Origin of the sequence: Flavobacterium sp. LAR06, assembly GCF_041946075.1 — a bacterium.
Lineage (GTDB): Bacteria > Bacteroidota > Bacteroidia > Flavobacteriales > Flavobacteriaceae > Flavobacterium.
The window spans coordinates 409,310-422,642 of the sequence record NZ_JAUTYT010000003.1 but is presented as its reverse complement, the minus strand read 5'-3'; the positions used below and the strand labels follow the sequence as shown (position 1 = coordinate 422,642).

Below are 13,333 nucleotides of genomic sequence, written 5' to 3'. Positions count from 1 at the left end.
AAAAGGAGCAGAAAACTTTTAGCTTCTGCTCCTTTTAATTAACAATTTATTCGCGAAAAGACTTTTTCAGTGTCCTCAATAAAATTTGGGGCTTTTTTTTGACCTATGTGCTTAAACACTAATGGATATCTAATTTAAATTGCCTTGTATTGTCACTCTTTTTAAAGGTTTCAATTTACAAAAATTAAAAAAAAATAAGAAGTAAAAAAAACTATGAATTGATTTTAATAGATTTGTATAATCTATGAATCCTCAAAAATGGTATGAGGAAATTATAAAATACAACATAAAATGAAATCTGTTAGTTCAATAATTATATTATTAATGTTCTTTTGTTCCAATGCTTACTCACAATTGAGCGCGGATAAAATATTTGAAAGCTTTAAACAAGGAGAGCGTACCAATTGCTCCTCGATTGCTTTTATTAAAGCTGCTTTAAATGTTTATGGACTGGACAATCTTTTTGTGACTGAAAAAGTAAACGACACTACCTATAAAATTACACTAAAAAATAGTGCATCATTCAACCTGAAAAATGATGAGTTAAACAAAGCTAAATTTTCTGCTGATTTTGTATTTATAAAAGAAAATTGTGAGAGCGAAAAAATAACAGATTATGCAGTCTTGACCTATGCTGTAATGGCAAAGTACAAACAAATTATTGATAAGAAGTCAACTTTTGATAAAGCGCTGGAGGATTTAGAAGAAGGTGAAGTATATACTCCAACAATTTACAAATATCTGGGATTTAAAGAAGGCAAAGAAATACAAAAATTAAAGCGCGAATCAGGAAGTGAATTCTGTGGCGTTGTTGCCTGGTCTACTGCACATGCCGTTTTTGTTTGCGAAGACTTCATGGATTATTATGGCAACAAAAAAAGTATATATATAAAATACCCGGGACGTTTTAGAATAATTAAGTCGTAAATGTGCTAATGTATTGATAAACAGTAATAAATGGTGGTTTTTGTGAGCTGCCTTTTTTCTATATTGATTATGCCAATTTAACTTTTAGACTGATTGTTAAATTTAAATTAAAAAAAAGAAATCAATACAGTTGCAGTTTAAGTTAATTTATATATTTTTGTCCTATTAACAACCAATTACATTCTCAAAATGAAAAGCACAATTTTCCTACTTAGTTTCCTTTTCTTCTTATCAACTGAAGCTGTTTCAGCGCAGGCGAAAAATGCTCCAAGAAGTATTATCAGTACAACAGCTATCATCCGTAAATACCATGATCAAAAAGAATTAAGTGGTATGCAAAAAGGTGAACTTTTGGAATTATACATTGAGCGTATTAAAGTTTTAGTAAAAACGCTTCCTTATATTGCTTTGGTTACTAAACCAGGTGTTACTATGGCAGACTTAGGTATACCAGACGATTCTGAGCACAAAAAAGTATTAGACGGACAAGCAGTTGGTACAACAACTTTCTTAGATACAACAGTAGAGTTTCAAAGAAAAATGATGCCTTATTCAGATAAAGGGAATTTAATCGCTGCCATTTTATTTTACGAAAGCACATTAAAATCATTACACGAATTCAACGATTTGAACGAAATGTAATATTTTTACAAAATACAAAAAGCCTCCAAAATCAAATGATTTTGGAGGCTTTTTTTTTGCTCTCTTTTAAAACCATTTCATTTCATAAGGATTTAGTTTTTTCGGATCAGAACGAAAAGCTGTGGAGATAAAAAAAATTATCATGGAGAACATAAAGTTTTTTAAATAATGTAAGTTTAGTAAAAACACAAAGTTCACAAAGCTTTACGGACTTAGATTATGTAAACACAACTTAAATATTTCGTTTGTGGAGAATTCCTTCCGCATTTATGTCTCCTCAAAATTCTTAATTTTTTACAAAACCAAATTCTAAAATTCCATTTTAATCAGAAATTTATCCTAACTAACTAAACTTAAGTGACAAACACTCCCAAAATTATTATAAAATAAAGTGAAAGTTTGTGTTGACAGAGAATAAAGAAGTAACAAAAGCGTTCATTCTGTATAGAAAATTATATTATGAGCTTATTTGATTTTATGACAGTGGAGATAGCTATGGATTTAGGCACCGCTAATACATTAATAATTTATGAAGGAAAAGTTGTGGTCGATAGCCCTTCGATTGTGGCAAAAGATATTAGGACCGGGAAAATTATTGCTGTAGGCAAAGAGGCTAATTTAATGCAAGGTAAAACACACGAAAATATTAAAACGATCCGACCGCTTAAAGATGGTGTAATTGCAGATTTTGATGCATCGGAGAAAATGATTAACTGGTTTATTAAAAATATACCAGAATTAAAGAAGAATTTTTTCACTCCCGCACTCCGAATGGTGGTATGTATTCCAAGCGGTATTACTGAGGTAGAAATGAGAGCCGTAAAAGAATCTTGTGAGAGAGTAAACGGAAAAGAGGTATTTTTAATTCATGAGCCTATGGCTGCTGCAATTGGAATTGGTTTAGATGTGATGCAGCCGCAAGGGCACATTATTGTTGACATTGGAGGAGGAACTACAGAAATTGCAGTTATTGCTTTAGGAGGAATAATTTGCGACAAATCCATAAAAATTGCCGGAGATGTTTTTACCAATGATATCTTGTACTTTATGAGAACGCATCACAATCTATATATCGGAGATGCTACGGCTGAACAGATTAAAATAGATGTAGGTGCGGCAATTGAAGAACTGGATTCTCCACCAGATGATTTATTGGTTCGCGGAAGGGATTTACTAACCGGAAAACCGAAGGAAGTCAAAATTACTTCCAGAGAAATTGCAAAAGCTTTAGATAAATCAATCCTAAGAATTGAAGATGCTATTATGGTGACACTTTCTTTGACACCACCAGAACTGGCCGCAGATATTTATAATACAGGTCTCTATCTCGCTGGTGGAGGGGCAATGCTACGTGGTCTTGATCAAAGAATTTCAAGAAAAACAGATCTTCCGGTATATATTGCAGAAGATCCCTTAAGGGCTGTGGTAAGAGGTACAGGAATTGTTTTAAAGGACATACCAAAATATAAAAGGGTATTGATATCCTAATTTCTTTAAAGAAGTTAATAGGATCACAATGTTTAAAAAAAGCACCAAAGTCAGTGATTTTGGTGCTTTCTTATTTTCTTTAAATAAGTATAAAGGTCAATAAATACCCCAAAAAAGAAGCGCCTAAAACAATAAAAGCACTATTTATTTTTTTGAAACCAAATGTAACGGCAATACTTAAAAGAGCAATCAATACGGTTCTCCAATTGGTAATAGTATCTTGTGCCATACTAAAACAAACGGCTATAATAATAGCTACTGAAGCTACGTTAACGGCATCAAGAAATACAGAGAACAGTTTTGAGTTTCTCATTATCCTTACCAGCGGATTTAATAGTGAGACAAATACAAATGATGGCAAAAAAATAGCTACCGTTGAGACAATAGCACCACCTAATCCGTTAATTTGATATCCAATAAATGTTACTGAAGAAAATACTGGTCCGGGTGTAAATTGTCCGACTGCAATAGCATCAATTAATTGATGTTTGGTTAAAAGTCCTGTAGCAACTAGCTCTGTTTCAAGAAAAGCAAACAAAACGTAGCCGCTGCCGTAAAGTATGGAGCCAATTTTGAGGAATATCCAAAATAAATGAGAGTTTGACACTGAGAGAATAGGAGTGTCCGCTATTTGAAAAAAGGTGAGGGAAAGAAAACTAGTAGTATTCGTTATTTTTTTGTTTCGGACTGTAGTGATCAATAAAGCAAGCAAACCCGCTCCAAACATCAGGTAAATCTCATTCAGATTAAGCAGGGAACCTGTTAAAACCAACATCCCAATTATCGCTAATTCAATTGACTTTATTGATTTTTTTGCTAATGGAAAAATGGCTCCAAGAATAATAGCTATAATGGCTGGTTTTATACCATAGACAAAATTTTGTATTTCCGGAAGCTGTCCATATTGTTTGTAGATCCAGGCAAAAATTCCAGTGATAAACACTGCTGGCAGAATAAAACAAAGTCCTGCCAAAAGCAAACCTTTCCATCCAGCCTTTTCGTGTCCTATGTGAATTGCCATTTCGGTGCTGTTAGGACCGGGAATTAAATTTGTAGCACCAATTAAATCAAGAAAATGTGCTTCGGTGAGCCATTTTCTTTTTTTTACAACTTCTTCATGCATCATAGCAATATGAGCGGCGGGACCACCAAAACCAATAACACCTAGTTTAAAAAAAAGTTTTGCTATGTCTTTTAGGCTGGCCTTATTTTCCATTCCTAAATATGCTATTATCAAGAGACCACAAGCCACCACCTTTTATTAAAAGAAATATACTGCCTAAAAGCATGGACCAATCTGTTCGGCTTTCATGAAGCATTGCCCAAAAACCTTTTTCGGCTAAAATTTCTGTTTTTGTTGTTAAGATAGCAACAAGTATAATAATAATTAGGGGGATAGCCGCAAATCGGGTTAACAAACCAAGCAAAAACAAAATGCCGCAGATAATTTCAAAACTTCCAACAAAACTTCCCAGAAAAACAGGTATAGGCAACCCAATTTTTTCAAATCGGCCAGCTCCTAAGGTATCTGCAAATAGAAACTTCTGAATTCCTTCTGAAAGAAATACTGCTCCTGTCATCAGCCTTATCAAAATAGTTGTTTTTGAATTGTCTGTTTTGAATATTTGGTACTCCATTTTTTGTTGCTTTATTTTTGAAATGCAAACTTAGTAACTTGATAATAAGAGTTCAAGACTCAGATGCATTTTTGTATGCTAATATATAAATAATTTAATGTGGGTTATATTATTTCAGATCGCTTTCTATACAATTATTTGATAGTTAATTTTGTACAACTCAAAAAATACAAATCTCCAAAGCTGTTTGATTTTGAAGTGATTTTATGAATATAGTTGTTTTAATTTCCTTTCAATAAATTGATACTTACCGTAGCGATATCAGCTTCCGGAAATCGTTTAAAAATGGATTTGTCCGGGAATAATCCTGCTTCTGCAGCAACAGTATTAAAAACATCAATCTCAACAATATATTGATCAGAAAAACCATGTGTGGCATCATAAGCTGTTGCAGGTGTTTTTCCTAAGTTATCGGCAGCCAGTTTTGGATTTATGGTATGCAATTCAATCAGAAGCAAACCAAATTTCCGTACATAAGGCGACCACTTTTGCAGATGCTCCAGGAGATTATCTTCCACCAAATTATTACTGATTCTTTTGCCTCTGTACGCAAACGCACCAGTTGAGGTACTGATTCTATTTTTGTTGATATGCTCCGGATCTGTCCAAATGCGATTGTGATCCAAAAATGTTCTTACGTTCAGCAAATCTTTCAGGTCAATATTGTAATTCTCTCTTAAGTCATCTGAAAGTAGGTCAGGGCGACCAATATCTCCCCAAATTACTTTTGCCCAAATATCTGCTTTTATAAGATTTGCTCTGGTGACTTTCAATGCCGCCTGATTATAATCGGCACCAACCAGAAACAATGGATATTCGTCCAGTATTTTTCCTCTTAAAGTTTGCCTGTCGATTACTTCAAAAATGTGTTGCAGGAAAGCGCCATTACCACAACCCATGTCTAGAATTCCTTTGGGCTGTTCTTCAATTGGTAAATTAAAAAGTTTAATAATAATTTCATCTACCACTTTAAAATAAGTGTCGTGAGCACCGCCGCTTCCCCAAACATTCATTTCACGATCTACATGAATTTCATTTTCTCCATCGGCTATCATTCTTAAAACAGCAGGATCTCCAAAAATTAATTCTTCAATTTTGGCGAATGTTGGTAAATAAGAAACTGTCACGCCGTAGGCACTGGATCTTTTTGCGAAAAACAAACCCACTTCTGTAAATTGATAATTGCCATTTTTTTCGATAAACCATCCAAGATGTACCAAAAAGTCTAATATTTTTTTAAAATTTTCAGGCGATTTATGAAACTCTTCCGGTTTGAAAGAAGTCTCCATGAAATATTTGTGAAACATTCCGTTCATTGCCAAACGAACGATTGTTGGTGCAATCAGATAACCTTCAATATGTTTTAAAACCTGATCCTGAATTGTGTTTGTCAGATCATCATCGGAGGGTTTAATTCCATATCCTTTTTTATATTTTTCAAAAATAATATTGAGTTTTTCAAACGGCACATCGTCAAAAATGCGGGTATGAAACTGTATCGAAAAGTGAAGTAAATCAACAACGTCCTGATAAAGATGAAACAATGAAAAAGCTATTTCTGTCTTTTCATTTACAGAGATCTTAATTTCCGCTGTTTCGTTATTGACTTTATAATCTAAAAAGCCCTGAGAAGCCAAAATTCTTAAACCAACATTCAAATAGCCTTCATTTGCTTTAAAAACAGCAACAAGTTCTGTCAGCTGTACTTCCTTTTTGTTTAGGATGAACGCTAAAACTTCCTTTTTTTTAAGAGCAATTGCTACGGGAGCAACAGCTAAGCCATCAAGATGTCTGAAAATAGAACCTCTAAGTAGTGATTTATCGTTCATAGTATAAAAATGAAGGTTTCTTACTATAAAGATAGTTTAAAATGAAATCTGATGTTAGACATTTTGAATATATAAACCATTTTTTAGAGGATTTTTAAGGAATGGCGAGTCTTAAAAAAAAAGCATCGATTATCTCAGCCTCGGAGTTTTTAAAACGGTTGATTTTTTTAATTCAACCTTTTAAAATTAAGAAAATTCGTATTTATGAAAAGATTTTGTAAAAACGAGTAACTGTCTTGTTTGAAGTGACTTAAAATTTTACTAAAATTTTAGTTAACATTTTTTTTGCAAAAAATTCTCTTAAAACTTGGGTGTTTAAATTTTTAATATACATTTGTTCTATTGAATTTATAGAATTTAAAAGTCTTATAAACAAAGGGATATAAGACTTTAAATTGATTCGATTTAAAAAAATAGGAGCCATTTTGAAGATTTATGCTTAAGAGTTAGTTGGTTTTGAAATTCTTCAAATGTCTCATTCATAAAATTTTTGGCAAGAGGAAAGCTTGAGGTGATGGATTGAAATTTTTATAAAACCAATTTTAAATAATAGTAATCTAAAAATATATAAAAATGAAAAAGCGAATGTGCTGCAAATAAAAAACCATTTCTGTTGCAGCAGAAATGGTAAAGCTTAAAGAAATTGTTCATCTCTATAAGAAAAGCGAGAATGGAATTAATCCGTTCAGGGCTTACTTATTTTTAAACCAAAACAAAGTAATGAAAAAAAAAATAAATAGATATATCTGGTTGTGTGTTTTCTTGATTTCGATAGGGATTAAAGCACAAGAAACCAAACCGTTAATTCAATCCAAACTCGAGGGAATAGTTGTAGATGCTAGTACAAAAGAACCTATTATTGGAGCTTCAATAAATATTAAAGGAACTACACACGGAGTCGTAACAGATTTTGATGGGAAGTTTTTTTTCCAGACAGGACAAAAATTGCCTTATACATTACTAGTAAGTTATTTAGGGTATAAAAAAACAGAAGTTGTAGCGAATACAAACTCAGTTGTTATTGAGCTTACTCAGGAACAAAATGCGTTATCTGAAGTTGTAGTTACTGCACTTGGTATCACAAAAGAAAAGAAATCTTTAGGATACACCACTCAGGCACTTAAAGGCAAGGAGCTATCCGATACAAAAGAAACGAACTTCCTAAACAGCCTTACCGGTAAATTGGCTGGAGTTCGTATTACCAATTCACAAGGTGATATGGGATCTTCACGTATTATTATTCGTGGTGAAACCTCTATATCAGGAAATAACCAGCCACTATTTGTGGTGGATGGAGTCCCGGTAGATAACTCGCAGTTGAACTTTGGTGGTGCTACCCGCGATTTTAAGAATGCAATTGCCGATTTGAATCCTAATGATATTGAAACATTAACTGTACTGAAAGGCCCTAATGCAGCGGCACTTTACGGATCACGTGCTGCACATGGTGTTGTTCTTATAACAACAAAATCAGGAAAAGGTCAAAAAGGACTGGGTATAAACTTCAGTACTGGTATAACGATATCTCAGGTTAGTACTTTGCCTTCTTTTCAAAATACATTTGGACAAGGCTCAAATGGAAAATTTAGTTACGTAGATGGTAAAGGAGGCGGAGTTAATGATGGAGTTGATGAAAGCTGGGGGCCTAAAATGGATGGACGCCTTATTCCGCAGTTTTATTCAAATGGTGAGGCAGTACCTTTTGTGGCGCATCCTGATAATGTTAGGGACTTTTTTAATACTGGTATTACGTATGATAATAGCATTTCGGTGGCCAAATCAGATGAAAAATCAGATTTTCGTTTAGGAGTAAACAATCAAAAACAATTAGGAACAGTGCCTAACAGTGAGGTTAACAAAACAAACTTTACCGTTAACACGAATTACCAAATATCCAAAAGTGTAAAAGTAGGTGTAAATGCGAACTATATTGTTACCAATGCACCAGCTTTACCAGGTGGTCCATCGGGTAACCGTGCTGCCGGCGTAATGCTGCAGTTCCTTTGGTTCGGACGTCAGGTTGATATTAATGAACTTGACAAGGATTGGACCAGAAACTGGAATAACAGCTATTACAGCAATCCGTATTGGAATGCCAATTACAACACTACAAGTCAACAGCGCAACCGTTTAATAGGTGATATTCATTTGGATGCCAAGATTTTTGAAGGACTTAATTTTAAATTCCGTACCGGAGTTGATTATTATAATGATCGCAGAAAGTATGAAATTAAATACGGTACAAATGGAACTCCTTTCGGATCCTATGCTGAAGATGCCTACACAGTAAACGAGCAAAATACAGAAGGTATTTTTACTTACACGAATAAACTGAGTGATGATTTTAGTTTAGATGCCCTTGCCGGATTCAACGTTCGTAACCATAGTGACGCAAATAATTATCAAAAAGCGCCACGTTTGGCAGTACCTGATTTATACACATTGACGAATTCAAGAGATCCGTTAACTTCATCAAATTCGTTATCAAGATTGAGAGTATACAGTGCTTATGCTTCTGCACAATTGGGTTATAAAAATTATGCCTTTTTGAATGCAACTGCCCGTAATGACTGGTCATCGACATTGCCAAGCAGTAACCGTTCTTATTTTTATCCTTCTGTTAGTGGTAGTTTAGTATTATCTGATGCTTTGAAATTGAAAAGTAGTACACTTGATTTCTTAAAGCTACGTGGTGGTTGGTCTGAAGTTGGTAATGATGCAGATCCGTATCAATTGTCTACGGTTTACAATTTTCAAACTGCATTCGATGGAAATCCGATTCAAACATCTTCTCAAAAGAAACTTAATGAGAACTTAAAACCGGAAACAACACGTTCTACCGAAGTTGGTTTAGAATCTTCTTTCTGGAAAAACAGACTGCACTTTGATTTTGCTTATTATAATACCAATAGTTTTGATCAGATTTTGGAAATAAAAACTACTGCTTCAAGTGGTTATAATTCACAATTAATCAACGCGGGTAAAATAAACAACCATGGTATTGAAATTCAATTGGATGGAAACCCTGTTCAAAATGAAAATTTCAAATGGAATGTAGCTGTAAATTATTCAAAGAATATAAGCAAAGTAGAGATTTTGGATTATGATAAACAGATTCAAAATTACACGATTGGCTCTTCAGGAGGTGTTGATGTTTTGGCATCTGTAGGACAGGCTTACGGGGCACTTTATGGAACAGCTTATCAACGCGACGCAAATGGAAATATAGTAGTAGGTGCGAACGGATTACCAAAAGCTGATCCGCAAAAGAAAGTACTAGGACATTACACACCAGATTATTTAGCTGGACTTACGAATACATTGACCTATAAAAATCTTGAATTATCATTTCTTGTTGATGCAAGTGTAGGAGGTGAGCTTTTCTCAGGAACGAACAGAACAGGTAATTATACAGGAATATTGGCACAAACTCTTCCGGGACGTGATGCCGCTAATGGTGGATTAAATTACTATTTAGCAGGTACTACGAAAACTTTATTGCCCGCAGGTACAACTGCACCAGGAGGTGCAGTATATGAGGATGGAATGATTTTTAACGGAGTATATGCTGATGGAACTCCTAACACTTCCGTTCTTAGTGCACAGGAATATTACAAAGCATCTTACAATATTAGTGAAGCTTATATTTACAGCTCAACTTTTGTAAAATTAAGAGAAGTAAAATTGGCTTTTAACTTCAATAAGTCATTTGCTAAGAAGCTGGGATTAGATGGGGCAAGTATTACTGCAGTAGGCCGTAACCTGTTTTTTATCTATAAAGATGCACCAAATATTGATCCTGAAACAGCTTTCAATACAGGTAATGCACAAGGATTGGAGAGTTTATCTCTGCCAACTACCAGAAATTTCAGCCTTAATGTCAATCTAAGATTTTAAAAATACAGAATCATGTTAAAAATTATATTATATACAACGCTATTTGCAATTACACTGACTTCATGCAGTGATACTTTGGATGATATTAATAAAAATCCAAATGCAACTGAAACACCATTAGCACCTTATCTGTTAACAGGAACCCTAAAGCAGGGCGCTGATTTATATTGGGGTTCAACCAATAACTTTGATTCGTCTTTGTTATTTGTGCAGCATTGGGCTAAAATTCAATATACGGAACCGGATAGATACGATGTGTCCAATACTTCTTTCACAACTTTGTGGAATACAGGATATGCAACCCTGATTACGGATTTGAATACAATTATCAATTTTCCACAAGAACAGGCAAATCCAAATTACAAAGGGATTGCATTAACGTTACGTTCATGGACCTTTTTATTGCTGACAGATGCTTACGGAAGCATTCCTTATAAAGAAGCAGGTTTAAAAGTAAATCCGGCGTATAATACTCAAAAGGAAGTATATACAGGATTATTAGAAGATTTGAAACAAGCACAGTCTTTACTAAACACAGCAAACGGTGCTGTAACGGGTGATTTATCATACAAAGGAGATATTTTAAAATGGAAAAAACTGGTGAATTCACTTCGTTTGCGTATTGCATTAAGAATATCTGACAGAGAACCAGCTTTGGCTAAACAAGCTGCGATTGAAGCAACAAGTGATGCTGCAGGAGTATTTGCCAGTAATAGTGATACTTTTAAGTTTACGTACACAAGTTCGCCTCAACAAAATCCTGCTTCGGCATGGTTCGAAACTCGCGATGATTATCGTATTTCAAAAACAATGGTTGATAAGCTAAATGAACTATCCGATCCACGTTTACCAGTTTATGCACAATTGCCCTCAGATGCAAGTGTAGGTAAATATGTTGGAGGCGCGAATGGATTATCAAACAGTGATGCTAATAGCCAGGGTTTTGCTAAAACATCAAAACCGGGAACTTACTTCTTAACTTCCTCATCGCCGGCAGTACTTGTATCTTATTCTGAAGTATTATTTAATCTTTCTGAAGCGGTAGCTCGTGGTTATATTTCTGGTGATGCTGAGCAGCTTTATAAAAATGCGATCACGGCATCGTTCAATCAATTTGGAATTACCGATGCAACCGTTATCACTAATTATCTTAATCAGGTTAGTGTAAAATACGATGCAACAGACTATGCTAAATCGATCGGTACACAAAAATGGATTGCATTCTTTGGACAAGGTCTTGATGCTTTTGCCGAGTGGAGAAGATTGGACTATCCCGTATTGACAGCAGGTCCTGCAACAGTTTTAGACGGAAAGTTACCTTCACGTTTCTTTTATCCAGGTACAGAGCAATCGTTGAACGGAAATAGTTATCAGGCAGCAATAGCGGTTCAGGGTAAAGACTTGCTTACTACAAAACTTTGGTTTGATGTAAAATAGGCTGAAAATCCTAAAGAGATAAATTAAATAAAATGCTTCTAATAAAAAACTCCGCAAATATCTTTTGCGGAGTTTTTGGCTTTAATGTAAAACAGTTTATATGTTTTTAATAAGCTAAACTATTTAGCTTCGAACACTGCCATAAATTCTTTTATCGTTTCTAATTTAGGCATAAGTTCTGTTTTTTAAATTTTGAATAATTTCTAAATATCTCTTTTCGAAAACTGTCTGATCAACTGGTAAAACAACAGATTCAAATAATTTTATCAAATCCTCACAATGGTTTGCTACTTTTTTTGCCTGAATGTTGTAATGAATAAATTTTACCCATAGTATGGCTTTTAATTCTGTTTCCTCTTCATTCCACATTTTCATTTCAACGAGTAGGAGATTGTCTGTATATTGAATTAGCTGCGATTCAATCAGTACCGTTTCCATTGTAAAAGCCGGTTTCAAATAGCTTATTTGATTAGAAGCAACAACCCAACTAAGTCCTGTAGTCTTCATGTACTTAAATATATCAAGATCATAATGTTCAGCAATTTGATCTTCGCGGACATTAATAAAATATTCTAAATACTTGGAGTTGTTCAAATGATTAAAAGGATCACAGTCCTGAAATCTAACTTTTCTTTTTGTCTTTAATATTTTTTCCATCTTCTAAATAAATTATATAAAATACCGATCGGTATTTAACGGGTTAAAAAATTTTTATTTCCTGATGCGGCTAATTATGGTAGTATCTATAAAGTCCATTGCATCATTTATGTAGGTTGCGTCATTGTGTGTAAAGGCCAAAAGCGAACTTCCTTCAATTAGTGATAAAATTATTTTGGCATATTTTGTTGCATCAGTATTTTGCTGAATTTCATTATTAATGACACCATCACTTATAATATTAGTTAAACCGATAGTGAATTTTTGGGATAGATTTTGTGCTGCTTTAAACAGCAACGGATTGATGAATTTTGTATCAACTCCTGCTCTTAACATTGGACAGCCGCCCATGTCTTTAACCAGATTATAATAGCTGCGCTGATACTCTGTTATAACATGCAATTTATTTATACTGCCTTGTTTAGCGGCAACAAGCTTGAATAAAGGTGTTATGGCTAAATTTATGTTTAATTGAAAGGCTTTTAATGCTAAATCTTCTTTGTTCGAAAAATTGCAGTAAATCGCACCTTTAGTAAGTCCGGTAGCTTTTGTTATATCTGTCAGGCTGGTACCTACGTATCCTTGCTTATTAAAAATTGGAGCTACTTTATTTAATATGATGTCTGAAGTATTCATGATTTCTAATTTATGCGATAAGATTTATGACAAATATAATACAAATACCGATCGGTATTTGTTAAAGATGAAAAAAATCTCATTTACTTAGAAATGAGATTTTGATATTGTATGTTCGGCAAATGAATGTTTTAAAAGCTATTAAAGCAATAGCCAGTCCAAAGAGAAAGCAGCAATGATAAA

At 34.0% G+C, this 13,333-nt stretch carries 10 protein-coding genes; 5 read left to right on the top strand and 5 right to left on the bottom strand.

Annotation, left to right across the window (positions count from 1 at the left end; all coding sequences use genetic code 11):
- The first annotated feature begins 291 nt into the window (after positions 1-291).
- The 3 genes from Q7C23_RS06800 to Q7C23_RS06790 all read left to right on the top strand — a co-directional run bounded on the left by Q7C23_RS06800 (position 292) and on the right by Q7C23_RS06790 (position 3,057).
- A complete protein-coding gene (locus Q7C23_RS06800; RefSeq protein ID WP_375031802.1) occupies positions 292-927 on the top strand; it encodes a hypothetical protein in 636 nt (211 codons plus the stop codon).
- A 189-nt stretch (positions 928-1,116) separates the two neighbouring features.
- Positions 1,117-1,569: a hypothetical protein gene (locus Q7C23_RS06795; RefSeq protein ID WP_375031801.1), complete on the top strand. Its 453-nt coding sequence runs from the start codon at positions 1,117-1,119 to the stop codon at positions 1,567-1,569.
- A 459-nt stretch (positions 1,570-2,028) separates the two neighbouring features.
- A complete protein-coding gene (locus Q7C23_RS06790; RefSeq protein ID WP_194655927.1) occupies positions 2,029-3,057 on the top strand; it encodes a rod shape-determining protein in 1,029 nt (342 codons plus the stop codon).
- 79 nt (positions 3,058-3,136) lie between these two features.
- Here Q7C23_RS06790 and chrA read toward each other — a convergent pair whose 3' ends face one another.
- From chrA to Q7C23_RS06775, 3 genes are all read right to left on the bottom strand, one after another.
- Positions 3,137-4,273, bottom strand: coding sequence for a chromate efflux transporter (chrA, locus tag Q7C23_RS06785; protein ID WP_375031799.1), 1,137 nt, complete (start codon positions 4,271-4,273; stop codon positions 3,137-3,139).
- The gene (locus Q7C23_RS06780; protein WP_375031798.1) at positions 4,263-4,694 is read right to left on the bottom strand and encodes a DoxX family protein; all 432 of its coding nucleotides are present in this window, start codon (positions 4,692-4,694) and stop codon (positions 4,263-4,265) included. The genes chrA and Q7C23_RS06780 overlap by 11 nt, the downstream gene beginning before the upstream one ends.
- Positions 4,695-4,915: 221 nt before the next feature.
- Complete coding sequence (locus tag Q7C23_RS06775; RefSeq protein ID WP_375031797.1) at positions 4,916-6,523, bottom strand: class I SAM-dependent methyltransferase; 1,608 nt, start codon at positions 6,521-6,523, stop codon at positions 4,916-4,918.
- Between the two features lie 720 nt (positions 6,524-7,243).
- Here Q7C23_RS06775 and Q7C23_RS06770 point away from each other — a divergent pair.
- Together Q7C23_RS06770 and Q7C23_RS06765 are read left to right on the top strand one after the other, a co-directional pair.
- A complete protein-coding gene (locus tag Q7C23_RS06770; protein WP_375031796.1) occupies positions 7,244-10,420 on the top strand; it encodes a SusC/RagA family TonB-linked outer membrane protein in 3,177 nt (1,058 codons plus the stop codon).
- Between the two features lie 12 nt (positions 10,421-10,432).
- On the top strand, positions 10,433-11,857 hold the full coding sequence (locus tag Q7C23_RS06765) for a SusD/RagB family nutrient-binding outer membrane lipoprotein (RefSeq protein ID WP_375031795.1): 1,425 nt from the start codon (positions 10,433-10,435) through the stop codon (positions 11,855-11,857).
- Positions 11,858-12,022: 165 nt separating this feature from the next.
- On the opposite strand, the gene Q7C23_RS06760 is transcribed toward Q7C23_RS06765, so the two are convergent.
- Entirely contained in the window at positions 12,023-12,514 is a 492-nt protein-coding gene (locus Q7C23_RS06760) for an acyl-CoA thioesterase (RefSeq protein ID WP_375031794.1), read from the bottom strand.
- A 54-nt stretch (positions 12,515-12,568) separates the two neighbouring features.
- Entirely contained in the window at positions 12,569-13,150 is a 582-nt protein-coding gene (locus Q7C23_RS06755; RefSeq protein ID WP_375031793.1) for a TetR family transcriptional regulator, read from the bottom strand.
- Positions 13,151-13,333 lie beyond the last annotated feature (183 nt).

What these genes read in the sequence shown, in the direction of transcription:
- Q7C23_RS06800 (WP_375031802.1), top strand. Translation starts at nt 292, where the DNA reads ATGAAATCTGTTAGTTCAATAATTATATTATTAATGTTCTTTTGTTCC.
- Q7C23_RS06795 (WP_375031801.1), top strand. Translation starts at nt 1,117, where the DNA reads ATGAAAAGCACAATTTTCCTACTTAGTTTCCTTTTCTTCTTATCAACT.
- Q7C23_RS06780 (WP_375031798.1), bottom strand. Translation starts at nt 4,694, where the DNA reads ATGGAGTACCAAATATTCAAAACAGACAATTCAAAAACAACTATTTTG.
- Q7C23_RS06765 (WP_375031795.1), top strand. Translation starts at nt 10,433, where the DNA reads ATGTTAAAAATTATATTATATACAACGCTATTTGCAATTACACTGACT.
- Q7C23_RS06770 (WP_375031796.1), top strand. Translation starts at nt 7,244, where the DNA reads ATGAAAAAAAAAATAAATAGATATATCTGGTTGTGTGTTTTCTTGATT.
- chrA (WP_375031799.1), bottom strand. Translation starts at nt 4,273, where the DNA reads ATGGAAAATAAGGCCAGCCTAAAAGACATAGCAAAACTTTTTTTTAAA.
- Q7C23_RS06775 (WP_375031797.1), bottom strand. Translation starts at nt 6,523, where the DNA reads ATGAACGATAAATCACTACTTAGAGGTTCTATTTTCAGACATCTTGAT.
- Q7C23_RS06790 (WP_194655927.1), top strand. Translation starts at nt 2,029, where the DNA reads ATGAGCTTATTTGATTTTATGACAGTGGAGATAGCTATGGATTTAGGC.
- Q7C23_RS06760 (WP_375031794.1), bottom strand. Translation starts at nt 12,514, where the DNA reads ATGGAAAAAATATTAAAGACAAAAAGAAAAGTTAGATTTCAGGACTGT.
- Q7C23_RS06755 (WP_375031793.1), bottom strand. Translation starts at nt 13,150, where the DNA reads ATGAATACTTCAGACATCATATTAAATAAAGTAGCTCCAATTTTTAAT.